Origin of the sequence: Frigoribacterium sp. NPDC087798, assembly GCF_044742985.1 — a bacterium.
Classification (GTDB): Bacteria; Actinomycetota; Actinomycetes; order Actinomycetales; family Microbacteriaceae; genus Frigoribacterium.
In genome coordinates this window covers 183,303-207,335 of record NZ_JBIUVP010000004.1, presented here as the reverse complement: position 1 = coordinate 207,335, position 24,033 = coordinate 183,303, and the positions used below count along the sequence as shown (strand labels likewise).

19 protein-coding genes are annotated in these 24,033 nt (G+C 70.1%); 16 read left to right on the top strand and 3 right to left on the bottom strand.

Translation table 11 applies throughout. From position 1 onward, the window contains the following. Window positions 1-39: 39 nt before the first annotated feature. Entirely contained in the window at window positions 40-804 is a 765-nt protein-coding gene (locus tag ACIOSR_RS12495) for a YitT family protein (RefSeq protein ID WP_402752800.1), read from the bottom strand. 238 nt (window positions 805-1,042) lie between these two features. Beyond that, the gene (locus ACIOSR_RS12490; RefSeq protein WP_402752775.1) at window positions 1,043-1,633 is read right to left on the bottom strand and encodes a hypothetical protein; all 591 of its coding nucleotides are present in this window, start codon (window positions 1,631-1,633) and stop codon (window positions 1,043-1,045) included. 255 nt (window positions 1,634-1,888) lie between these two features. Here ACIOSR_RS12490 and ACIOSR_RS12485 point away from each other — a divergent pair, with 255 nt between their 5' ends. The 13 genes from ACIOSR_RS12485 to csrA all read left to right on the top strand — a co-directional run bounded on the left by ACIOSR_RS12485 (window position 1,889) and on the right by csrA (window position 13,579). Then, on the top strand, window positions 1,889-2,296 hold the full coding sequence (locus ACIOSR_RS12485; RefSeq protein WP_402752774.1) for a flagellar FlbD family protein: 408 nt from the start codon (window positions 1,889-1,891) through the stop codon (window positions 2,294-2,296). Window positions 2,297-2,298: 2 nt separating this feature from the next. Beyond that, window positions 2,299-3,144, top strand: coding sequence for a motility protein A (locus ACIOSR_RS12480; RefSeq protein ID WP_056043640.1), 846 nt, complete (start codon window positions 2,299-2,301; stop codon window positions 3,142-3,144). Beyond that, window positions 3,141-4,187, top strand: coding sequence for a flagellar motor protein MotB (locus ACIOSR_RS12475; protein ID WP_402752773.1), 1,047 nt, complete (start codon window positions 3,141-3,143; stop codon window positions 4,185-4,187). The genes ACIOSR_RS12480 and ACIOSR_RS12475 overlap by 4 nt, the downstream gene beginning before the upstream one ends. A gap of 126 nt (window positions 4,188-4,313) precedes the next feature. After that, complete coding sequence (locus tag ACIOSR_RS12470) at window positions 4,314-5,261, top strand: flagellar motor switch protein FliM (protein WP_056043639.1); 948 nt, start codon at window positions 4,314-4,316, stop codon at window positions 5,259-5,261. Continuing rightward, a complete protein-coding gene (gene fliN / locus ACIOSR_RS12465) occupies window positions 5,258-5,983 on the top strand; it encodes a flagellar motor switch protein FliN (RefSeq protein ID WP_173153491.1) in 726 nt (241 codons plus the stop codon). The genes ACIOSR_RS12470 and fliN overlap by 4 nt, the downstream gene beginning before the upstream one ends. 2 nt (window positions 5,984-5,985) lie before the next feature. Then, window positions 5,986-6,597 (top strand): flagellar biosynthetic protein FliO, encoded by a 612-nt coding sequence (locus tag ACIOSR_RS12460; protein ID WP_402752772.1) that lies wholly within the window; start codon window positions 5,986-5,988, stop codon window positions 6,595-6,597. Next, window positions 6,594-7,631: a flagellar type III secretion system pore protein FliP gene (gene fliP / locus ACIOSR_RS12455; protein WP_402752771.1), complete on the top strand. Its 1,038-nt coding sequence runs from the start codon at window positions 6,594-6,596 to the stop codon at window positions 7,629-7,631. Before ACIOSR_RS12460 ends, fliP begins: the two co-directional genes overlap by 4 nt. Then, window positions 7,631-7,906, top strand: a complete 276-nt coding sequence (gene fliQ / locus ACIOSR_RS12450; RefSeq protein WP_043596053.1) for a flagellar biosynthesis protein FliQ — start codon at window positions 7,631-7,633, stop codon at window positions 7,904-7,906. The genes fliP and fliQ overlap by 1 nt, the downstream gene beginning before the upstream one ends. A gap of 9 nt (window positions 7,907-7,915) precedes the next feature. Continuing rightward, window positions 7,916-8,668: a flagellar biosynthetic protein FliR gene (locus tag ACIOSR_RS12445; protein ID WP_255350769.1), complete on the top strand. Its 753-nt coding sequence runs from the start codon at window positions 7,916-7,918 to the stop codon at window positions 8,666-8,668. A 1-nt stretch (window position 8,669) separates the two neighbouring features. Next, entirely contained in the window at window positions 8,670-9,944 is a 1,275-nt protein-coding gene (locus tag ACIOSR_RS12440; RefSeq protein ID WP_402752770.1) for a flagellar biosynthesis protein FlhB, read from the top strand. Further along, window positions 9,941-11,992 (top strand): flagellar biosynthesis protein FlhA, encoded by a 2,052-nt coding sequence (locus ACIOSR_RS12435; protein WP_056043626.1) that lies wholly within the window; start codon window positions 9,941-9,943, stop codon window positions 11,990-11,992. Before ACIOSR_RS12440 ends, ACIOSR_RS12435 begins: the two co-directional genes overlap by 4 nt. Before the next feature lies 1 nt (window position 11,993). Next, window positions 11,994-13,202, top strand: coding sequence for a hypothetical protein (locus ACIOSR_RS12430; RefSeq protein WP_402752769.1), 1,209 nt, complete (start codon window positions 11,994-11,996; stop codon window positions 13,200-13,202). Between the two features lie 128 nt (window positions 13,203-13,330). Continuing rightward, window positions 13,331-13,579: a carbon storage regulator CsrA gene (gene csrA / locus ACIOSR_RS12425; protein WP_056043620.1), complete on the top strand. Its 249-nt coding sequence runs from the start codon at window positions 13,331-13,333 to the stop codon at window positions 13,577-13,579. A 293-nt stretch (window positions 13,580-13,872) separates the two neighbouring features. On the opposite strand, the gene ACIOSR_RS12420 is transcribed toward csrA, so the two are convergent. Then, window positions 13,873-14,730 carry a spermidine synthase gene (locus ACIOSR_RS12420; RefSeq protein ID WP_123571300.1) on the bottom strand — a complete coding sequence of 286 codons (858 nt, stop codon included), beginning with the start codon at window positions 14,728-14,730 and terminating at the stop codon, window positions 13,873-13,875. A 320-nt stretch (window positions 14,731-15,050) separates the two neighbouring features. Here ACIOSR_RS12420 and rpoB point away from each other — a divergent pair, with 320 nt between their 5' ends. The 3 genes from rpoB to ACIOSR_RS12405 all read left to right on the top strand — a co-directional run bounded on the left by rpoB (window position 15,051) and on the right by ACIOSR_RS12405 (window position 23,871). Beyond that, window positions 15,051-18,542: a DNA-directed RNA polymerase subunit beta gene (gene rpoB / locus ACIOSR_RS12415; RefSeq protein ID WP_056043614.1), complete on the top strand. Its 3,492-nt coding sequence runs from the start codon at window positions 15,051-15,053 to the stop codon at window positions 18,540-18,542. Window positions 18,543-18,591: 49 nt separating this feature from the next. Continuing rightward, entirely contained in the window at window positions 18,592-22,473 is a 3,882-nt protein-coding gene (locus ACIOSR_RS12410) for a DNA-directed RNA polymerase subunit beta' (protein WP_056043611.1), read from the top strand. Window positions 22,474-22,668: 195 nt separating this feature from the next. Then, complete coding sequence (locus tag ACIOSR_RS12405) at window positions 22,669-23,871, top strand: GNAT family N-acetyltransferase (RefSeq protein WP_402752768.1); 1,203 nt, start codon at window positions 22,669-22,671, stop codon at window positions 23,869-23,871. The last annotated feature ends 162 nt before the right edge of the window (window positions 23,872-24,033 follow it).

Below are 24,033 nucleotides of genomic sequence, written 5' to 3'. Positions count from 1 at the left end.
CAGACCGGTCGTGCACGGAAGTCTGGCAGAAAGGTGTGATCACGTGTGTCCGACGTACCGGCCGGCCTTGTGGTTCATCGCCAGTACGAGGTTCAACACGACGGCGCCGAGGGCCGAGAGCAGCACGATCAACGGCGAGACGACGGTCAACGAGGTCAGCACGATGACCACGTCGAAGCCCATCTGGACGTAGCCGGCGCGCAGCCCGGCGCGTTCTTGCAGTACCAGGGCGAGGATGTTGATCCCGCCCAGGCTGGCCCCGTGCCGGAACAGGATGAGCAGGCCGACGCCGACGAGCAGGTTGCCGGCGAGGGTGCCGTAGATCGGGTTGATCCCGTCGATGTCGAACATCAGCGGGTGCAGGTACGAGAAGGCGGACAGCATGACGACGGTCAGGATCGTCCGCAGGGTGAAGGGCCAGCCCTTCTTCCACACGGCGAGTGCGAAGAACGGCACGTTGACGAGGACGAACAGCACGCCGAAGGTCCAGCCCGTGGCGTAGCTCGTCAGCAGGGCGAGACCGGCCGTGCCGCCCGACACGGCCCCGCTGGTCTTGAGCAGGAAGAGCCCGAACGAGGCGAGGAAGACACCGGTCACGACGCCCATCACGTTCTCGGCGAGCGTGTGTTTGTTGACGTCGACGGTCTCGATCGAGCCGGTCAGGGCCGGGTCGTCGATGCCGTGCCGGGCGGGGGCTGCGGCGTCCGGGGTCGCGGCGTCCGGCAGGCCCGCCGGGGAGGACTCGGGGGCGGGCCCGTCGTCGCTGCCGACGGCGTTCCGCTCGGAGCTCGCGGCGCGGGACATGCTCGCGGTCGGGGTGGGGGAGGAGGTGCGGGTGACGTCGTCGGCGCGGGCGGCGGGGGTGGTGCCGGGGCGCGACTCGTCGAGGGGTTCGTGGGTCACCGGCACATCCTGCCAGCCCCCTGTTTCGCGCACGTGACGCGCCGCGCGCCCGCTTGTCAGCCTGCCGCACCGTCGAGTGGACGTGACGCCGCCGCATGCCGCGGTGTCTCGTCCACACGGCGGTGTCCTTCCGGAGCGATCAGGCCGCGCCGCTCATCACCATGGCGATCGGCACGACGACGGCGATCAGACCGGCGACCGCCACGAGGGCGCAGAGCACCGGACGTCGGGTCATCAGCGGGATGACACCTGGCACGATGGCGGCTGCGTTCTTGCCCGAGAAGACCTGATCGGCCGGCATGATCGTGAGTCGTCCGTGCTGAGCGATCTCGAGCAGTTGTTCTCCAGGCCAGTTGGCCTCGGTGAGGACGAGTCGGCGGCCCTTGCCGTCCCGGACGGCGAGGTATCCGAGGTTCTGCACGCCCTGGTTGAGCATGCAGAGGATGCCCTGGTGGTCGCCGTCCAGGGCGACGGTCGTCGTGCGTCCCCAGCGCCGACGGGTGACCGCCGTGCCCGAGACCGAGAGGGTCGTCGTCCGAAGGTAGATCCCCAGGCCCACGGCCATCACGACCACCCCCGCCACGAGGTAGGGCAGGGCGGAGACGCCCATCCGGTTTATGCACACGAGGAAGGCGAGGGGGACGAGGAACACCCGGCCCTTGGCCTTCGCCCAGAAGTGCGACCACGTCGGTCGGTAGGTGACGGGGGTGCTGAGGGGAGTGGTGGTCATCGATCTTCTCTCCGGTCGGACGAGGCGTGGGGGCTGCCCTGCCGGTCGGAGCGCGTCGCGGCATCCCGTCATCCGACATGAGCAATGTCACCAACCTACCGATCGTCGAGCCTGGCACGGCAGGGCTGTGGACAACCGCGACCCGCACCTAACGCCCCGCCACCCCCGGCCGATAGTCACCCGTAGCCGCTCAGGACGAGCAGCGACACCTGCCCCCACGGACGGAGGCAGGAGACACAGACCTAGGACGGGCCGATGATCGTCGTCACGCGACTCAACGACAGCAGATTCGCTGTCAACCCTGACCTCATCGAGCGCATCCACGAGACGCCCGACACGGTCCTGATCATGGTCGACGGCGCCAAGTACGTCGTGACCGAGCCGATGGCCGAGGTCATCGAGATGATCGCCCGTTACCGGGCCCGCATCGTCTCGCTCGCCTACGACGAGCCGTCCGCCACCGCGCCGACGGCCCAGGCGCTCGGCAACCGCACCTCCACCGGTCCGCAGCTCGGCATCGTCCGAGGCTCGTCGGGTGCAGGAGGCGCGGGTCGCGTCACCGAGTTCCGTCCCGCCGTGCAGGCTCCCGCCGTCCACGCGCCGACCGCGCCGACCGTGCCGGCTGCGCCGGCCGCATCGGCCGACACCACGCAGGGACGCTGACCGTGGATCCCGCAACGATCATCGGCATCGTCCTCGCCCTGGGTGCCCTCTTCGGCATGATCCAGCTCGAGGGCGTCAGCATCGCCGGGCTGCTGTTGCCCGCCCCGATCATCCTCGTCTTCGGCGCCACCATCGGCGTCGGCATCGCCGGCACGACGATCAAGGACGCGATCCTCAGCTTCAAGAAGATCTCCCGCGCCTTCACCGGCAAGGTCGTCCCTCCGCAGTCGGTCATCGACGGCGTCGTGTCGCTCGCCGAGAAGGCCCGCAGCGAGGGCCTGCTCTCGCTCGAGCAGGAGGCCGAGAAGCTCGACGACCCGTTCATGAAGGGCGCCCTGCAGAACATCGCCGACGGCACCGACGGCGAGGAGCTGCGCATCCTGCTCGAGGACGAGATGGAGTCCCGCCTCGCCGCCGACCGCACGGCCAGCAAGTTCTTCATGAGCCTCGGCGGGTACGCCCCGACGGTCGGCATCGTGGGCACGGTCGTCAGCCTCACCCACGTGCTCGAGAACCTCGCCGAGCCCGACGAGCTCGGCCACATGATCGCCGCGGCGTTCGTCGCGACCCTGTGGGGCCTGCTCACGGCGAACTTCCTCTGGCTGCCGCTCGGCGCGCGCCTCAAGAAGCTGGCCGACCTCGACGAGCTGCGCATGACGCTGCTGATGGAGGGGGTGCTGGCGGTCCAGGCCGGAAGCCAGCCGCGCCTCCTCGGCGAACGACTCAAGGCCATGGTGCCGACGCACGCGCTCGACGGCGGCGACGGCAAGGGCGGCAAGGGTGGCAAGGGCGCCAAGGCCAAGGCCGGCGCGAAGACCGGTGGCGACGACCAGGGGCTGGCCGCATGAGCGGGGCGCGCGGCGGTCGCAAGAAGAAGGGGCACGCCGAGGACGAGCACCCCGACGAGCGCTGGATGGCCTCGTACATGGACATGATCACCGTGTTGATGTGCATGTTCATCGTGCTGTTCGCCATGTCGAACGTCGACCAGGACAAGTACATCGCCCTGCGCAACTCGCTCGCGACCGGCTTCGGCCAGACCGACGTGGGCAAGGTCGACACGGCCTCGGGCACCGTCGTGAACGCCGCCGACGTGACGAAAGAGGGCAAGGGCTACTCGTCGGGCGACGAGACCGACCTGAGCAAGGCCGCCGCCTCGGGGGAGGCCCAGACCGCCGAGCAGGCCGCCGCCGCCACGGTCGCGGCCCAGGGCGAACTGGACGACCTCACCGCCATCAAGGCCGCGATCGCCGCGAACCTCGAGGGCTCGGGGCTCAGCTCCGACGTCGAGTTCGCCGTCGACGCCCGGGGCCTGACCGTCCGCCTGATCGGCTCCGAGACCTTCTTCGGCACGAACAGCGCCGACCTCAGCGGCACGGCCGTGAACGTCATGAACGCCATCGGGCCGGTGCTGAAGACCTCGGGTCACGACGTCTCGGTCGAGGGCCACGCCGACCAGCGCAGCTCGACCGCGCCCTTCGCGACCAACTGGGAGCTCTCCTCCGCCCGCGCCACCCAGGTGCTGCGCGACCTCGTCGAGCGGGGCGGCATGGGTGCGGACCACATCCAGTCGGTCGGCTTCGGCTCGTCGCGTCCGCTCAGCACCGGCACGACCGACGCCGACCTCGCGTCGAACCGCCGGGTCGACATCGTCGTCCTGTCGAACCAGTCCGACACGGTGAGCGCGCTGTTGCCGCAGCTCGAGCAGGCCGCCGCCGCCGCAGGAGGCGCGGTGACCGACGGTCGCAACCCCACCGTCCAGCAGGCGGCCGACACCTCGACCACGGCCGAGTCGGGTGACGCGTCGACGGCGGACGCCGCGGCCGAGACGAAGACCGAGACGAAGACCGAGAAGAAGACGGAGAAGAAGGAGGAGTCCTCGGGCCACTGACCTCCGCCGGGCCCCTCCGGCCCGGGAGCGCGACCCCGCGCCGCAGCACGACGACGGCAACCCAGTCCGGGGGGTACGACCGATCCTGGGCTAACGCCCAGGTGGGGCGGGCCGATAGCTCCGTCCGTGACACTCCTCGACGCCCCGACGGGCAGCAGCGCACCGACCTCGACGGTCGGCTCGTCGACGCGCCCGCAGAAGACCGTCGAGGTCTACGACTTCCGCCGTCCGACGACCCTCGCCCGTGAGCACTCGCGCGTCCTCGAGCTCGCCTTCGACACCTTCGCGCGGCAGTGGGGCACCCAGCTCACCGCCAAGGTCCGGGTGCTCTCGCAGGTGACCTGCGACCAGGTGCAGATGCTCACCTACGACGAGTACGCCTCGTCCCTGCCGCCGACCACCGCCATGGTGCTCTGCACCCTCGAGGGCGTCTCGGCGAAGGCCGTCATCCAGTTCCCGTCGTCGGCCGCGCTCACCTGGGTCAGCCACATGCTCGGCGCCGTCAAGCCCGCCACGCTGCCCGAGCGCACCTTCACGCCCATCGAGCAGGCCCTCGTGCGCCGCCTGATGGACGACGCCCTCGACGACCTGCGCTACTCGTTCGGCACCATGCTCGCCGACCCGATCAGCGTCGGCGGGTTCCAGTACAACTCGCAGTTCGCCCAGGCCGCCCAGAAGTCCGACCTGATGATCGTCGCCTCGTTCGAGATCCGAGTCGGCGAGCGCGTCGCGCCCGGCACGGTCGCGATCCCCGCCGACGTCCTGCTGTCGCAGCTGGGCGAGTCCAACCCGACGATCGACGCCGCCGACGCCCGCGACCTGCTCGGCGCCCAGCTGGCCTCGGTGCCGGTCGGCGTCTCGCTGACCTTCGCCCCCGCCGCGGTGCTGCCGAGCGTCGTGCTCGGGCTGGCCGTCGGCGACCTGCTGCCGCTTCCCCACCCGCAGCACCGCCCGCTCGAGATCAGCGTCGACGGCCAGCCCGTCGGCCGTGCCGCCGTCGGAGCCGCCGGCTCCCGTCTGGCCGGCATCGTCGTCTCCACCTCCCTGACCGGCACCGAAGAAGGAACCTCATGACCGGCACGACCATCACCCTGCACACCGCGGCGGTCGAGGCGCTGGTCGCCCAGCTGCCGACGCCCACGCCCCTGCGTGCCGTGGCCGTCGACCCGGCCTCCGCGCACGGCCTCCGCCTCGCGGGCCCGTCCGTCGTGGTCACGTCGTTCGTCGGGTCGGTCTCGGCCGACACCGCGGTCCTGCTGGCCGACATGGACCAGCTCGCCGCCGCGGCGGGCACCGACAACCCGATGGTCTCGGTCTCGGACGTCCTGCGTCCCGCGCTCGAGGCCGCGACGGGCGTGCTCGGCACCGGCGTGCTCGGCGAGAGCCGTCGCGAGTCGGCCGACGCGCTCCTGACCGACCCCGAGACGGTCGTCTTCGAGCTGACCGCCGCGGGTCAGCCCGCCGGCTGGTTCGCCCTGCGCCTCCGCGAGACCGGCACGATCGGCGGCTCGTCGCCCGTGGCGCCGACCGTGGGCACGGTGTCGACCGGCAACCTCGGTCGCATCAACAACGTCGAGATGGCCCTGACGGTCGAGATCGGCCGCACCCGCATGTCGGTCCGCGACGTCCTGGGCCTCGAGCCCGGTGCCGTCATCGAACTCGACCGCTCGGCCGGCGCCCCCGCGGACGTGCTGCTCAACGGTCGCCTGATCGCGCACGGCGAGGTCGTCGTGGTCGACCAGGACTACGCCGTCCGCATCACCAAGATCCTCGACGTCGCCGACGGCATCGCCTGATCGTGGACACCGTCGTCGTCGGCCTGCGGGTCGTCCTCTCGTTGGGCCTCGTCCTCGCCCTGCTCTGGGTGCTGCAGAAGCGCCTGGTGAAGGGCGGTCGTGCGGGCTCCCGCGCCACGTCGCAGGTCTCGGTCGTCGCCCGTCAGGGCGTCGGCGCGAAGGCCAGCGTCGTGGTGGTCGACGTCGAGGGCGAGCGTCTCGTGCTCGGCGTCACCGAGTCGTCCGTGACCGTCCTGGCGGCCGCCGACCGTCCCGTCGACGCCGGCGCCCTGACGCTGGTCCCCGAGCCCGAGGAGTCCGCGACCGAGTCCGTCACGCAGGAGGCGCGGGTCACGTCGATCGCCCCCGTCGCGTTCGCGTCCGTCCTCTCCGCCGAGGGCGCCGCGGCCCGCGACGAGCTGCCCGCCCGCCCGGCCGACGCGACCCCCGTCAACACGACCCCCGTCGAGTTGCTGCGCCCGCGCGGCGCCGCCCGCCGTGCCGCCGTCTCGCGTCCTCGTGACCTCGACGCCCGTCGTCGCGGTCGCACCGCCAAGTCGATCGAGGGTTCGATCCTCGCACCCGACACCTGGCGTCAGGCGGCCGCGGCCCTGCGCAGCGGACGAGCCGGATGACCGGCCGCCGGTCGTCCGCGTCCCCGACCCGCCCCTCCTTCGCGTCCGCCCTGCGTCGCCTCGCCCGCCCGACGCTGCGGGACGGCCTGCACGGGGCCCCCCTCGGCCGCTCCGTGGTGGCCGCACCCGTGCGCTTCGCCGACACGCGCTTCGCCCGGGCCGTCGTCGTCACGCTGCTCGCGCTCGTCGTGGCGTCCGCCCTCGTCATGCTGATCGGTCAGCAGGCGAACGCGGCCCCCGTCTCGCCGACGGCCCCCACCGCTCCCACCGCCCCGGCCACGGACGGCACCGACGCCACCACCGGCACGACCCCCACCGACTTCACCGACACCGACCAGACCACGTCGGACGGCACCGGCTCGGGCGGCCTGAACATCGACATCAACGGCCCCGACGGTGCGCCCAGCCAGGCCGTCGTCACCCTGATCGGCATCACGCTGCTGAGCGTGGCTCCCGCGCTGCTGCTGATGATGACGTCGTTCACGAAGATCTTCGTGGTGCTCGCGATGACGCGGAACGCGCTCGCGCTGCCGTCGATCCCGCCGAACCAGGTGCTCGCGGGGCTCGCCCTGTTCCTGAGCCTGTTCATCATGGCTCCGATCCTGACCCACATCAACACGGACGCCGTGCAGCCCTACCTCGACGGCCGCCTCGACCTGCAGGGCGCGATCGACGCCGGCATCGCGCCGTTGCGGGAGTTCATGCTCGCCCACACCCGCGAAGAGGACCTCGCGCTGATGACCCGGTCGGCGAACCAGCCGAACCCCGACAGCCAGGCCGACGTGCCCATGCTGACGCTCATCCCGTCCTTCATGATCAGCGAGCTGCGCGCCGCGTTCATCATCGGCTTCGTGATCTTCATCCCCTTCCTCGTCATCGACCTCGTCGTCAGCGCCGCGCTCATGTCGATGGGCATGATGATGCTGCCGCCGGTGATGATCTCGCTGCCGTTCAAGATCCTGCTGTTCGTCCTCGTCGACGGCTGGGGCCTCATCATCAAGAGCCTCATCGAGAGTTACCAGGTGGGTGCCTGATGGATTCCAACGCCGTCCTCGACCTCTCGATGCAGGCCCTGATCATCACGGGCAAGCTCGCCGCGCCCGTGCTGATCACCTCGCTCGTCGTCGGTTTCGCGATCTCGCTGCTGCAGTCGATCACGCAGATCCAGGAGGTCACCCTCTCGTTCGTGCCGAAGGCCGTCGCCGTCGGCATCGCGCTCATCGTCACCGGCCACTGGATGATCAGCGAGATGGTGTCGTTCACGACCATGGTGTTCGACCGCATCCCCCAGCTGCTCAGCGGCGGGTAGGGACGCGCCGTGTCGTTCGACCTCAGCTGGCTCGAGGCCACCCTCCTCGCCGCCGTGCGCATGACCGCGTTCCTCGTGATCGCGCCTCCGTTCTCGTACCGGGCCTTCCCGGCGAGGGTGAAGGCCATGCTCGGCATCGGGCTCGCGCTCGCCGTCGCGCCCCGCGTCGCCCCCGGCTACGTGTCCCTCGAGACGGGACCGTTCGTCATGGCCCTCGTGCTCGAGCTCGTCGTCGGCGCCGTGCTGGGCTTCCTGGTGTTCGTCGCCTTCGCCGCGGTGCAGGCGGCCGGCAGCCTGATCGACCTCTTCGGCGGCTTCACGCTCGCCCAGGCGTTCGACCCGCAGTCGATGGTCAACGGCGCGCAGTTCACCCGGTTGTTCCAGATGACCGCGCTCGCCCTGATGTTCGCGACCGGGGGGTACCAGCTGATCATCGGCGGCCTCACGCGGTCGTTCGACGCCGTGCCGCTCGGCCTCGGCATGGACCTCTCGCGTCCGGTCGAGCTGCTGACGACCGGCGTCAGCCAGCTCTTCCTCTCGACCATCCAGATCGCCGGGCCGCTCTGCGTCGTGCTGTTCCTCGCCGACGTCGGCCTCGGACTGCTCTCCCGCGTCGCGCCGGCCCTCAACGCCTACGCGATGGGCTTCCCGCTCAAGATCCTCATGACGGTCATGCTGGCCGGCGGCGTCTTCCTCGCCCTGCCCGGCGTCGTGGCCTCGTTGACCGGCGACGCCGCCGACATGCTGCTGGGGGTGGGCTGACATGGCGGACGACTCCGGCGAGCGCTCCGAGGCCGCGACCGAGAAGCGGATGAAAGAGGTCCACTCGAAGGGCCAGCTGTCCCGGTCGCAGGACCTCAGCGCCTGGGTGGGCGTCGGCGCCGCCGCCGTGATGATCCCCTCGACCATCGAGCGCGCCTCCTCGGCGGGCGTCGACCAGATGTTCTCGATCCGCCAGGCCATCACGCACCCCGACTCGGCGACCGTGGTCACCGAGCTGATGCAGGGCGCGGGTTCGATGGGGGCCACGATCGGGCCCATGCTGGCCGTCGTCGGCGTGGCCGTGCTCGCGACCGCGATCGTGCAGGGCGGCGTGCACATCAAGCGCATGACCGGCAACTACGAGCAGTTCAACCTGCTCAACGGCCTCAAGAACACCTTCGGCACGCAGGCGCTCTGGAACGGCGCGAAGGCGTTGATCAAGACGACCGTCGTCGGCCTCGTGCTCTGGTTCGCGATCCAGGGTCTGATGCCCGTGCTCATGAGCGGCGGCGGCCTCAGCGTCTCGGCCGTGCTCGAGGAGGCCAAGGCCGGCACCGGCATCCTGATCAGGGCCGCGATCGCGGCGGGCCTGCTGCTCGCCTTCGCCGACGTGTTCGTCGTCATGCGCCGCAACCGCAAGAAGACCCGCATGACCAAGAAAGAGGTCAAGGACGAGAACAAGTCGAGCGACGGCGACCCCCTGGTCAAGTCGCAGCGGCGTTCCCGTCAGCTCGCGATGAGCCGCAACCGCATGATCGGGGCCATCGCCGACGCCGACGTCGTCATGGTGAACCCGACCGACTACGCCGTGGCGGTCAAGTACGAACCCGGCAAGTCGGCTCCGCGCGTCGTCGCGAAGGGCGCCGGCACGGTCGCCGCCCGCATCCGCGAGCAGGCCACCGCCGACGGCGTCCCGCTCGTCGTCGACGTCCCGCTGACCCGAGCCCTCCACGCCGCCTGCGGCCTGGGCGAGGAGATCCCCGTCGACCTCTACACGCCGGTCGCCCGGGTGCTCACCTTCGTCATGGCGCTCAAGGCCCGCGGCACGCTGAAGGGGACGCACACGCCGCCCCGCGTCACCACGGCCGACGAGGTGGCCGGCGTCCTGGCTCCCGAGTCGCTGGAGGCCGACGCCGTGCCCCGCCGCCTCCGCATCGCCCGCGAGGCCGCGACCGGCGCGACCGGCACGACCGGCGCGACCTCCGCACCGTCCCGCACCGCGCCTCCTGCGCTCTCCCGCTCCGTCCGCCCCGCCACCCCTGGAGGCACCCGATGAAGTCCACCCTGCCCAAGCTCGCCGTCCCGGTCGGCATCGTCGGCATCGTGCTGCTGCTCGTCGTGCCGGTGCCCGCGCCGATGCTCGACGTGCTGATCATCCTCAACATCCTGTTGGCGCTGGTGATCCTGCTGACGACGCTGTTCGTCAAGAAGCCGCTCGACTTCTCGGTCTTCCCGTCGCTGCTGCTCGTGGCGACGCTGTTCCGCCTCGGGCTCAACGTGGCCTCGACGCGCCTCGTGCTCGGCGACGGCTTCGCCGGCGACGTCATCGCCGCGTTCGGGCACGTCGCCGTGAGCGGCTCGATCATCATCGGCTCGGTGATCTTCCTGATCCTCGTCGTGATCCAGTTCGTGGTCGTGACCAAGGGTGCCGAGCGCGTCGCCGAGGTGGGCGCCCGGTTCACCCTCGACGCCATGCCGGGCAAGCAGATGGCCATCGACGCCGACCTCAACGCGGGCCTCATCACCGACGAGGTCGCCAAGCAGCGTCGCGCCGACGTCAGCGCCGAGGCCGACTTCTACGGCGCCATGGACGGTGCGTCGAAGTTCGTCAAGGGTGACGCCATCGCCGGCATCATCATCATCATCATCAACCTGGTGGGCGGCATCGCGATCGGCGCGCTGCAGAACGGCATGGCCATCGGCGACGCCCTCTCGCACTACGGACTGCTCACCATCGGCGACGGCCTGACCACGCAGATCCCCGCCCTGCTGATGGCCGTCTCGACCGGCATGATCGTCACCCGCTCGGGCGCCGACACCGAGATGGGCGCGCAGGCCGCGTCGCAGCTCGGCCAGTCGCGCATCGCGCTCGCCGTGGCCGGGACCGCCGCCATCGGCATGGGCTTCATCCCCGGCATGCCGATCGTCGCGTTCCTGCTGATCGGTGGGGCACTGCTGCTCGTCGCCTACCGGCTCGGCGTGGCCGCCAAGGCCGAGGAGGCGCGCGCGGCCCTCGCAGAGCAGCAGGCGGCGGTCGTCGCCCCCACCGACACGACCGACGACCTGCTCGAGCAGATGCGGGTGCACGCGCTCGAGATCCTGCTCGCGCCCGACCTCGTCGACATGGTCGGGGGAGCGTCGGACGACCTGCTCGGCCGGGTCAAGGCCCTGCGTCGCAAGATCGCTGTCGACCTCGGCATCGTCGTGCCGCCCGTCCGCACCCGGGACAGCGTCGACCTGCCGCCGGCCACCTACTCGATCCGCATCGCGGGCGTCGAGGCCGGTCGCGGTCAGGCGCCGGCCCGCTCCGTGCTGGCCCTCGGCGACGCGCTCGACGGCCTGCCCGGCACCGCCACGGTCGAGCCGGTCTTCGGCCTCGCCGGCAAGTGGGTGCCCGCCGAGATGCGCCACAGCGCCGAGATGACCGGCGCCACGGTGATCGACCGCGTCTCGGTGCTCGTCACGCACCTGTCGTCGATCATCGCCGACAACGCCGCCCGACTGCTGACCCGCGAGGACGTCCGCGTGCTGACCGAGGGCGTCAAGCAGGTCAACGCCCCGGCCGTCGACGACCTCGTGCCGAACATGCTGTCGCTCGCCGAGCTGCAGCGCGTCCTCCAGGGGCTGCTGTCGGAGCGCATCCCGATCAACGACCTCGCGCGGATCTGCGAGGGGCTGACGCTGCGGGCGAAGGTGTCGACCGACCCGGAGGGACTCGTCGAGGCGGCCCGCGCCTCCTTGGGCCCCGCGCTCACGGCGCAGTACCTCGACGGTCGCGTGCTGCGGGTCATCATGATCGACCCGACCCTCGAGCAGTCGATGCTCGAGGGGCTGCGACCGAGCGACCAGGGGACGCAGATCCTGCTCGACGGGCACCGGGTCGAGCAGGTGCTCGGGTCGCTGCGCGAGGCCGTGCAATCGGTCGAGGCGCAGGGTCTCAGCGCGGTGCTGGTCTGCGCTCCGGCGTTGCGACCGGCCATCCACCGGCTCGTGTCGGCGCAGCAGAACGGCCTGCCGGTGCTGTCGTACCAGGAGGCCACCGCCGCCGGCTCGACCATCGAGACCGTCGGCGTCGTCCGCGCGACCGACTCGATCGTGGCCTGAGATGCCGACCACGATCGTCATGACCGGCGAGACGCTCGACGGGCTGCGCCGCGAGGTGCGGGCGACCCACGGGGCCTCGGCGCGCATCGTCGCGGCGCAGAAAGTGACCGTCGGGGGAGTCGGCGGCTTCTTCGCCCGCAAGCACTACGAGGTCACCGTCGAGGTGCCCGACCCCGCGATCGACCTGCCCGTCGCCCGGGTGCGCATCACGACGCCGGTGCCGGCCGAGCGTGCGGGCATCGCGGCGTTGCTGGCGTCGGCCGACGAGGCCGAGGACGCCCTGCAGGCGGGGGCTCCGGCAGCCCGGGCCGCGTGGTCGGCGTCGCTGGCCGCGGGGGACGCGGCCGCGACGGCGGCGACGCCCGCGCGCGACGGCTTCGACGACGTGCTGACCGGTTCGGCCGTGCCCGTGAGCCCGCGTCGGGCCGCCCGCGCCGCGGCGGCCGCGGCGACGGGTCCCGGCGGGGCCTCGGCCTCGCCGTCGAGCGCAGGAGGCGCGGTGCCGGTCGCGTCCCCGGCCGACGTCTCGACGCGCACCGACGCGTTCGCCTCGATCATGGACGATCTCACCTTCAACGGCATCGCTCCCGCCGCCGGTGCCGCCGCCGGCCTCGGAGCCGGTGTCGCGGCGACGGGCCAGGGCCCCACCGCCGTCGCCGACGGTGACGCCGCCGACCCCGACGCGCCGCACGGGGCCGCTCCCCGTCGGACGGCGGCGTCGCTCGCGGCCGCTGCCGACGCCCTCGCCGCGCAGGCCCGGGCCGTGGCCTCCCCGGGCGTGCCGCCCGCCCCCGACGTGTCGCGCGGGGCAGGCGACCTCGTCGTGGTCGTCGGCCGCCCCGGCGACGCCTTCCGCGTTGCCGCCCAGATGGCCTCGACGTTCGGGCTGCGCTCCGTGGACGTGTCGGATCGCCGGAGCGGCATCCTGGCCCGGGCCACCGGCGTGCACGAGAACTCGGCCGTCGTGACGGCACTCGCCTGGGACGCGGCCGCTCCCGCCGCCCTCGAGGCGATCGCCGCCGACCAGGTCTGGGTCGCGGTCGACGTCGGGCGCAAGCACGACGACACGGCCCGCTGGGTCGAGGCCGTCCGAGCGGTCGCGCCCGTGGTCGCGGCCGCCGTGGTCGGCGAGGACGACACGGCGACCCCTGGCACGGTGCACCTGCTCGGGGTGCCGGTGGGCTGGCGCGAAGGAGGCGCGACCCGCTGAGTCGCGCCTCCTCCGGTGGTCGTCCTCCCGCGGTCGCGCCTCGGGGCCGGTGTCGTCCTGCGACACCCGACCCGCGCCTCCTGCCTGTCGTCGTGGCCGGTGCGCCCCGCGCTCGGTAAGCTGGTCCGATGCTGGTGCTGACACGCAAGGTCGGAGAACGCATCGTGATCGGCGACGACATCGTCATCACGGTGCTCGACTCCCGTGGCGACGGCGTGCGCATCGGGATCGACGCACCGCGCGGGGTCAAGATCCAGCGCGAAGAGGTCATCAAGGCCGTGACCGAGGCCAACGTTGAGGCGTCGAAGGCTCCCGACGACGCCGAGGCTCGCCTGCGTGCCGCCCTCGGCGCCCCCGCACCTCGCGCCGACCAGTAGTCCCGCCGCCCGGCCCCCTCCGCAACTGGCCCGGGCCGCTCTGGCCTCGTGCCGCGGCGCGCTCGTGCCGCCCCGCCGCCGTGCCCTCACGCCGCCACGAGATGGACACAGCGCCACCTTTTCGCCTGGCGTCGTGTCCACATCGTGGCGGGATGCCGGAGAGAACCGCAGCCTCTGACGGTTCTGAGTAGTCGCGGCACTGTGGCTCGTGTTCCTCTCACCTGTCGCGCCCCTCGCCTCGGCCGCCGTCGTGGGCGCCACGGGGGCGGCCCACCGGCTGGAGCGGGGCGTCGTCAGCGCGCCCCGAACACGCTCCGTGACGGCTCGGGCGAGGGCACGGCCGTCGCGTCGGTGACGACGGGCGCCCCGGCGACGAAGTCGCGCAGCTCACGGCCGTGGACGACCTTGGCCGGCAGCGGGTCCGACGAGTAGAGCCGGGGCATGCGGTCGGTCGGCAGCGGCGACGGCGAACCGATCAGCACGACGTTGCCGAAGCGACGGCCCTTGAGCGTCGCGGGGTCGGCCACGGCGACGACGTGCTCGAACACGGTCGCGAGGGTCGACGCCTGGCCGCGGGCGAAGGCCAGCCCCGCGCCGTCGGCCGAGTTGACGATCAGCATGCCGGTCGGCGACAGGAACTCGGCCGCCGCCGTGTAGAACTCGAGCGACGTGACGTGGGCGGGGATCTGCGAACCGCCGAAGACGTCGACGATCAGCAGGTCGACCGTGCCGCGCAGTCCGGCGGGCAGCTTCACCATTACCTCGCGGGCGTCGCCGTAGCGCACCCGGATCGAGGCCCCCCGCGGCAGCGGCAGGGTCTCGCGCACCAGGGCCACGAGGTCGGCCTCGAGCTCGATCACCTGCTGGCGCGAACCCGGTCGGGTGGCCTCGACGTAGCGGGGCAGGGTCAGGGCGCCGGCGCCGAGGTGCAGTGCGGTGACCGGCCCCTCGGGCAGCAGGTCGACGGCGTGCCCGATGCGCCGGACGTACTCGAAGGCCAGGTGCGTCGGATCGTCGAGGTCGACGTGCGACTGGGGCGTGCCGTCGACGACGAGGGTGTACGAACCGGGGCGGTGCCGGTCCTCGTCCACGCGGGCGAGACCTGCCCCGATCGAGATCTCGACGGGCGGGTCGTCGTGCTGTGCGGCCATGCCCCAAGCCTCCCATCCCGGGGACGAGGAGGCGCGCGCGGCCCTCGATCCCGTGGAATGCCTGTGCATGCGCCCGGGTTATACCGAAGCTCGGGCGAAAGGTCAACGACAGGGCTTGCCAGGCGTGTCCGGGGCGACCTAGTATGGACCTTTGCGCTCCCCGTGCGTCCTGTCGTCATATTGCGGTCGACAACGTCTCGAGACACCCACCCCCGAATATGACGGCGGGGTGGATGGTGTCCGCCGGGTAGGGCCGTTCACTCACTCACCACATACTGTCCGACAGTGATGACCCGACGGGGTCCACGGAGGTTACTTCCTTGGCTGCTGCGAACAACGCATCCACCAACTCACCCAAGAACGGTCGCAACGCATCGCGGCTCTCGTTCGCCAAGATCACCGACACGCTGACGGTCCCCGACCTGCTGGCACTCCAGACCGAGAGCTTCGACTGGCTCGTCGGCAACGACATCTGGAAGGACCGCCTCGCCGAGGCGACCGAGCAGGGTCGCACCGACCTGGCCCTCCACTCGGGCCTGGAAGAGATCTTCGAAGAGATCTCGCCGATCGAAGACCTCGGCGAGACCATGCAGCTCTCGTTCACGGCCCCCGAGCTCGAAGAGCCCAAGTACACGATCGACGAGTGCAAAGAGCGTGGCAAGACCTACGCCGCGCCGCTCTACGTGAACGCCGAGTTCATGAACCACCTCACCGGTGAGATCAAGACCCAGACGGTCTTCATGGGCGACTTCCCGCTCATGACCGAGCGTGGCACGTTCATCATCAACGGCACCGAGCGTGTCGTCGTCTCGCAGCTCGTCCGCAGCCCGGGCGTCTACTTCGAGCGCGCCTCCGACAAGACCAGCGACAAGGACATCTACTCGGCTCGCGTCATCCCGAGCCGTGGTGCCTGGCTCGAGTTCGAGATCGACAAGCGCGACCAGGTCGGCGTGCGCATCGACCGCAAGCGCAAGCAGAGCGTGACCGTCTTCCTCAAGGCCCTCGGCCTCACGAGCGAAGAGATCATGGAGGAGTTCAAGGGCTTCGCCTCGATCGAGGCCACCCTCGAGAAGGACGCCATCCTCACCAAGGAAGAGGCGCTCAAGGACATCTACCGCAAGCTCCGTCCGGGCGAGCAGGTCGCTGCCGAGGCCGCGCGTGCGCTCCTCGACAACTTCTACTTCAACCACAAGCGCTACGACCTGGCCAAGGTGGGTCGCTACAAGATCAACCGCAAGCTCGGCATCGACGCGCCCCTGGGCGACTCGGTCCTGACCGTCGACGACATCGTCGCGACGATCAAGTACCTCGTGTCGCTGCACGCCGAAGAGAAGTCGATGAACGGCACGCGCGACGGCGAGCCCGTCCAGCTGCGCCTCGACGTCGACGACATCGACCACTTCGGCAACCGTCGCATCCGCGCGGTCGGCGAGCTGATCCAGAACCAGGTCCGCACCGGTCTGTCGCGCATGGAGCGCGTCGTCCGTGAGCGCATGACCACGCAGGACATCGAGGCGATCACGCCGCAGACCCTGATCAACGTGCGCCCCGTCGTCGCCGCGATCAAGGAGTTCTTCGGCACCTCGCAGCTCTCGCAGTTCATGGACCAGAACAACCCGCTCTCGGGACTGACGCACAAGCGTCGTCTGAGCGCGCTCGGCCCCGGCGGTCTGTCGCGTGAGCGCGCCGGCGTCGAGGTCCGCGACGTCCACCCCTCGCACTACGGCCGCATGTGCCCGATCGAGACCCCTGAAGGCCCGAACATCGGCCTGATCGGCTCGCTCGCGTCCTTCGCGCGCATCAACTCGTTCGGCTTCATCGAGACGCCCTACCGTCGCGTGGAGAAGGGCAACGTCACCACGACGATCGACTACCTCACCGCCTCCGAAGAGGACGACTACGTCGTCGCCCAGGCGAACGCGCCCCTCGACGACAAGTTCGACTTCGTCGACGACAAGGTGCTCGTCCGCAAGAAGGGCGGCGAGGTCGAGCTCGTCGACAAGGCCGAGGTCGACTACATGGACGTCTCGCCGCGCCAGATGGTGTCGGTGGCCACGTCGCTGATCCCGTTCCTCGAGCACGACGACGCGAACCGCGCCCTGATGGGTGCGAACATGCAGCGTCAGGCCGTCCCGCTCGTCCGCAGCGAGAGCCCCCTCGTCGGCACCGGCATGGAGGGCTACACCGCGATCGACGCCGGTGACGTCGTCACCGCCGACGCCGCGGGCGTGGTCTCCGAGGTGTCGGCCGACGTCGTCACCGTCCAGCTCGACGACGGCGGCACGCAGGACTACTACCTGCGCAAGTTCGACCGCTCGAACCAAGGCGCCAGCTACAACCACCGCGTGATCGTCGACGCCGGCCAGCGCGTCGAGGTCGGCGAGGTCATCGCCGACGGTCCCGCGACCGAGAACGGCGAGCTCGCACTCGGCAAGAACCTGCTCGTCGCGTTCATGCCCTGGGAGGGCTACAACTACGAGGACGCGATGATCCTGTCGCAGAACCTCATCAAGGACGACACGCTCTCGTCGATCCACATCGAAGAGTACGAAGTCGACGCCCGCGACACGAAGCTCGGCAAGGAGGAGATCACCCGTGATCTCCCCAACGTCAGCCCCGACCTGCTGGCCGACCTCGACGAGCGCGGCATCATCCGCATCGGTGCCGAGGTGCGCCCCGGCGACATCCTCGTCGGCAAGGTCACGCCCAAGGGCGAGACCGAGCTCAGCGCCGAAGAGCGCCTGCTGCGCGCGATCTTCAACGAGAAGAGCCGTGAGGTCCGCGACACGTCCCTGAAGGTGCCCCACGGCGAGCAGGGAACGGTCATCGGCGTCAAGGTCTTCGACTCGCAGGACGGCGACGACGAGCTCGGCTCGGGCGTCAACCAGCGCGTCGTCGTCTTCATCGCCCAGAAGCGCAAGATCACGGCGGGCGACAAGCTCGCCGGTCGTCACGGCAACAAGGGCGTCATCTCGACGATCCTGCCGGTCGAGGACATGCCGTTCCTCGCGGACGGCACGCCGGTCGACATCATCCTCAACCCGCTGGGCGTCCCCGGTCGGATGAACTTCGGCCAGGTGCTCGAGATCCACCTCGGGTGGATCGCGGCGCAGGGCTGGAACGTCGAGGGCGTCCAGGAGTGGGCGAAGAACCTGCCCGAAGAGGCGCTCAGCGCCGCTCCCGGCACGAAGGTCGCCACCCCGGTGTTCGACGGTGCCGCCGAGCGCGAGATCGAGGGTTTGCTCGACTCGACCCTGCCGACCCGCGACGGTGAGCGTCTGATCGGCTCGTCCGGCAAGGCGCGCCTGTTCGACGGTCGCTCAGGTGAGCCGTTCCCGAACCCGATCTCGGTCGGTTACATGTACATCCTGAAGCTGCACCACCTCGTCGACGACAAGATCCACGCGCGTTCGACGGGCCCGTACTCGATGATCACGCAGCAGCCGCTGGGTGGTAAGGCACAGTTCGGTGGCCAGCGCTTCGGTGAGATGGAGGTCTGGGCCCTCGAGGCCTACGGCGCCGCGTACGCGCTGCAAGAGCTCCTGACCATCAAGTCGGACGACATCCTCGGCCGCGTGAAGGTGTACGAAGCCATCGTCAAGGGCGAGAACATCCAGGAGCCCGGCATCCCCGAGAGCTTCAAGGTCCTCATCAAAGAGATGCAGTCGCTCTGCCTGAACGTCGAGGTCCTCTCGGCCGACGGACAGACGGTCAGCCTGCGCGACACGGACGACGAGGTCTTCCGTGCCGCCGAAGAGCTCGGCATCAACATCTCCTCCCGCTTCGAATCGTCGAACGTCGACGAGATCTAAGCCCCCTTCCCACAACGACACGTCGATACATCTGACAAGGGATTAAATTTTGATCGAAGCAACAACTTTCGATGAGCTGCGGATCGGCCTCGCCACTGCCGAGAACATCCGTGCCTGGTCGCACGGTGAGGTCAAGAAGCCTGAGACCATCAACTACCGCACGCTGAAGCCCGAGAAGGACGGCCTCTTCGGAGAGCAGATCTTCGGGCCGTCGCGTGACTGGGAGTGCGCGTGCGGCAAGTACAAGCGCGTCCGCTTCAAGGGCATCGTCTGCGAGCGCTGCGGCGTCGAGGTCACGAAGTCGTCCGTGCGTCGTGAGCGCATGGGCCACATCGAGCTCGCCGCTCCCGTCACGCACATCTGGTACTTCAAGGGCGTCCCCTCGCGCTTGGGCTACCTGCTCGACATGGCCCCGAAGGACCTCGAGAAGGTCATCTACTTCGCGGCCTACATGGTCATCTCGATCGACGAAGAGGGCCGTCACGCCGACATGCCCGGGCTCGAGAACGAGCTCCGCCTCGAGATCAAGCAGCTCGAGTCGCAGCGCGACACGCGCATCGCCGACCGCCTCCAGAAGCTCGAGGACGACCTGGCCGTCCTCGAGGAAGAAGGCGCGAAGAGCGACCAGAAGCGTCGTGCGAAGGACGGCGCCGAGAAAGAGATGTCGCAGACGCGCAAGTCGTTCGACGAGGACATCAACCGCCTCGAGCGCGTCTGGGAGGACTTCCGCAACCTCAAGGTCGGCGACCTCAAGCCCGAGGACGCCGTCTTCCACGAGCTGCAGGACCGCTTCGGCATCTACTTCGAGGCCCACATGGGCGCCGAGGCGATCAAGAAGCGCCTCGAGGGCTTCGACCTCACCACCGAGGCCGAGAACCTCCACCTGCAGATCTCCGAGGGCAAGGGTCAGAAGAAGATCCGCGCCATCAAGCGCCTGCGCGTCGTGAGCTCGTTCCTGGCCACCGGCAACTCGCCGGCCGCCATGGTCCTCGACGTCGTCCCGGTCATCCCGCCCGAGCTGCGCCCGATGGTGCAGCTGGACGGTGGCCGTTTCGCGACCAGCGACCTGAACGACCTCTACCGTCGCGTGATCAACCGCAACAACCGCCTCCGTCGCCTGCTCGACCTCGGTGCTCCCGAGATCATCGTGAACAACGAGAAGCGCATGCTGCAAGAGGCCGTCGACGCCCTGTTCGACAACGGTCGTCGCGGTCGTCCCGTCACGGGTACCGGCAACCGCGCCCTGAAGTCCCTGAGCGACATGCTCAAGGGAAAGCAGGGTCGCTTCCGCCAGAACCTGCTCGGCAAGCGCGTCGACTACTCGGGTCGTTCGGTCATCATCGTCGGCCCGACGCTGAAGCTGCACCAGTGCGGTCTGCCGAAGCAGATGGCCCTCGAGCTGTTCAAGCCGTTCGTCATCAAGCGCCTGATCGACCTGAGCCACGCTCAGAACATCAAGTCGGCCAAGCGCATGGTCGAGCGTTCGCGCCCGCAGGTCTGGGACGTCCTCGAAGAGATCATCCGCGAGCGCCCCGTGCTGCTGAACCGTGCGCCCACGCTGCACCGTCTCGGCATCCAGGCGTTCGAGCCCCAGCTGGTCGAGGGCAAGGCCATCCAGCTTCACCCGCTCGTCTGCGCGGCGTTCAACGCCGACTTCGACGGTGACCAGATGGCCGTGCACCTGCCGCTGTCCGTCGAGGCCCAGGCCGAGGCGCGCATCCTGATGCTCGCGTCGAACAACATCCTGAAGCCGTCCGACGGCCGTCCGGTGACCCTGCCCGCACAGGACATGATCATCGGTCTGCACTACCTCACGACGGTCACCGAGGGTGCCGAGGGTGAAGGCCGTGCCTTCTCGTCGGTCGCCGAGGCGATCCTCGCGAAGGACCAGGGCACGCTCGACCTCAACGCGATGGTCAAGATCCGCATGAACGGCGTGCACTTCGCCGAGGGCGAGGCTCCCGAGGGCTACGAGGTCGGGCAGGACATCCTGCTCGAGACGACCCTCGGTCGCGCGCTCTTCAACGAGAACCTGCCGGCGGACTACCCGTTCGTCCAGCAGGTGACCGACAAGGGCATGCTCTCGACGATCGTCAACGACCTCGCCGAGCGCTACCCGAAGGTCGCCGTCGCGGCGGCACTCGACAACATCAAGGACGCGGGCTTCTACTGGGCCTCGCGTTCGGGTGTCACCGTCGCGCTGTCCGACGTGCTCACGCCTCCGCGCAAGCCCGAGATCGTCGCGGGTTACGAGAAGCAGGCCGCCGCCGTGCAGTCCGAGTTCGACAAGGGCTTGATCTCGGACGCCGAGCGTCGCGCCGACCTGATCAAGATCTGGACGGAGGCCACGAACGAGGTCGCCGCCGAGATGCGTGCGAACTTCCCGATCGACAACACCATCAACCGCATGGTGACGTCGGGTGCTCGTGGTAACTGGCTGCAGGTGCGCAACATCGCCGGCATGCGAGGCCTGGTGAACAACCCGAAGGGTGACATCATCCCGCGCCCGATCATCTCCTCGTACCGCGAGGGTCTGTCGGTGGCCGAGTACTTCATCGCGACGCACGGTGCCCGCAAGGGTCTGGCCGACACGGCCCTCCGTACGGCCGACTCGGGGTACCTGACCCGTCGTCTCGTCGACGTGTCGCAGGACGTCATCATCCGTGAGGACGACTGCGGAACCTCGCGCGGCCTCGAGATGCCGATCGCCGCACCCGACGCCAACGGCGTCATGGTGCGCGACGCGACCGTCGAGAATACCGTGTTCGCACGGTCGCTCGCGGCTGCCGCGGTGGACGCCAAGGGCACGGTGCTGGCCGAGGCCGGCGCCGACGTCGGAGACGTGCTGATCGACGAGCTCGTGGCGGCCGGTGTCGAGACCATCAAGGTCCGCTCCGTCCTCACCTGTGAGGCCGCCGTCGGTGTCTGCGCCCAGTGCTACGGCCGTTCGCTGGCCACCGGCAACCTGGTCGACATCGGTGAGGCCGTCGGCATCATCGCGGCCCAGTCGATCGGTGAGCCCGGCACGCAGCTGACCATGCGTACCTTCCACACCGGTGGTTCGGCCTCGGCCGACGACATCACGCAGGGTCTGCCCCGCGTGACCGAGCTGTTCGAGGCACGTACCCCCAAGGGTGCGTCCCCGATCGCCGACTCGGCCGGTCGCATCACGATCGAGGACACCGACAAGGCTCGCCGCGTCATCCTGCAGCCCGACAACGGCGACGAAGAAGTGATCTACCCCGTGCTCAAGCGTTCGACCCTCCTCGTCGAGGACGGTCAGCACGTCGAGCTCGGTGAGCAGATCATCGCCGGTGCGGTGGACCCGAAAGAGGTCCTGCGCGTCAAGGGCGTCCGTGCGGTGCAGCAGCACCTCGTGGGTGGCGTCCAGGACGTCTACCGCTCGCAGGGCGTGCCGATCCACGACAAGCACATCGAGGTCATCGTCCGTCAGATGCTCCGCAAGGTCACGGTCGTCGACCACGCCGACACCGACCTGCTGCCCGGTGAGCTCGTCGACCGGTCGAAGTACAACGAGATCAACCGTGCGGCACTGACCGAGGGCAAGCGGACCGCGTCCGCTCGTCAAGAGGTCATGGGCATCACGAAGGCCTCGCTGGCGACCGAGTCGTGGCTGTCCGCCGCGTCCTTCCAGGAGACGACCCGCGTCCTGACGCAGGCCGCCATGGAAGGCAAGAGCGACCCGCTGGTCGGTCTGAAGGAGAACGTCATCATCGGAAAGCTCATCCCCGCGGGCACCGGCCTGTCGCGTTACCGCGACGTGTCGGTCGAGGCGACGGAAGAAGCGAAGGCGGAGCGGTACCCCAACCGCGTCTTCACCGACGACGCGTCGTTCAACGAAGCCGACCTGAGCTTCGTGGACTTCGACTCCTTCTCGTCGGACGACTTCACCCCCGGCACCTACAACTGAGAATCCCGTCAGGAGGCGCGGTGAGGGTCTGACCCCCACCGCGCCTCCTGAGGGCCTCACCTCGAAGGGCCCCGGCTCGCACTCCGTGCGGACCGGGGCCTTTCGTCGTCCCTCCCGGTCGGGGCGGTGACGCGAGCGGGAGGTTCCCCCGCCGGGCTGAGGCGACGGGGGAAGCCGACCCGGCAGGATGGAGGGATGCCTGACGACCAGCCCGCCGAGACCGCCACCCTGACGAGCGGCGTCGCCGCCACGGCTGCTGCCGCCACGGCCGACACCGCCGTCGGAGCACCGGCCACGGCGCCCCCGGTCGTCGTCGCCCGAGGCGAGGCCGCCGAGGGGGTCCGCATCGGCACGGCCGACCGCCCCGTCCGCGAGCGGGTGACGGCACCCGACGTCGTGGCGTCACCGGAGCCCGTCGCCGGTGTCACCTGGCGACCGCTCACCCTCGACGACCTCGTGCCCCTGCACGCGCTCTGTGCCCGCATGGGGTCGGTCGACCACCCCGACCGCGGCCATGCGCTCGAGGTCGTGCGCGACGACCTCACGTCGCCCGGCATCGACCTCGTGCGGGACAGCATCGTCGGGGTGGACGCCGACGGCCGCTTCGTCGCCTGGGGCCTCAGCCACCTCGGCCCGACGCGGGTCAGCCTCGTGCGGGTGGGGGTCCCCGGCGGCGTCGACCCCGGCCGACGCGGCGAGGGTCTCGGTCGCCGCCTCCTGGACTGGCAGCGGGTCCGGGGCGAGCAGCACCTGGCCACCTGTGACGAGGTGCTGCCGGCCGGTCTCGTGACCGACGTCGAGGAGGACGCCCTCGCCACGCGGGCGGCGTTCCGTCGGGCGGGGTTCGACGAGTCGCGGTGGTGGACCGAGCTGCGGCGCGACCTGACGGAACCGATCGAGCGCGTCGCGCTCGACCCGGCCGTCCGCCTGGTCACGATGACCGACGAGTGGGTCGAGGCGACGCGCCAGGCCCGCAACGACGCCTTCCGTGACCACTGGGGCAGCCAGCCGACGAGCGAGGAGCGGTGGGGGCGGATGGTCGGTGCCGGCACGTTCCGGCAGGACCTCTCGCTGCTGGCCGTCGCCCGTCCCCTCGACGACCCCGAGGCCGCCGAGCAGGTCGTCGCGTTCGTGCTGAGCGACGTCGACCCCGAGGACTGGGCGGCCCTGGGGCGGCGGTGCGCCTACGTCGAGTACGTCGGCGTCCGGCGCTCCTGGCGGGGACGGCACCTCGCGCAGTCCTTGCTCGCGTCGACGCTGGAGGCGCACGTCGCCGAGGGGCTCGAGGTCACCGTGCTCGACGTCGACTCCGTGAGCCCGACGGGCGCCCTGGGGCTCTACGACCGGGCCGGGTTCGTCGCCGCGAGGCGCTCCGCCACGGTGGTCCGCGCCTACTGAGTCCGACCGGGGGGCGACCGGCGCACCCCTTCGAGGGGCACCCGCTCTGGGACGTGCCGCCGACGGCGTCGCCGCCGTAGCGTGAGGCAAGCTCGGACCCGACCCCGAGCGTCGAACGGCCTCGTCGTCCTACCCCCGAGGCCCTGTACTTCCGAGGAGGTA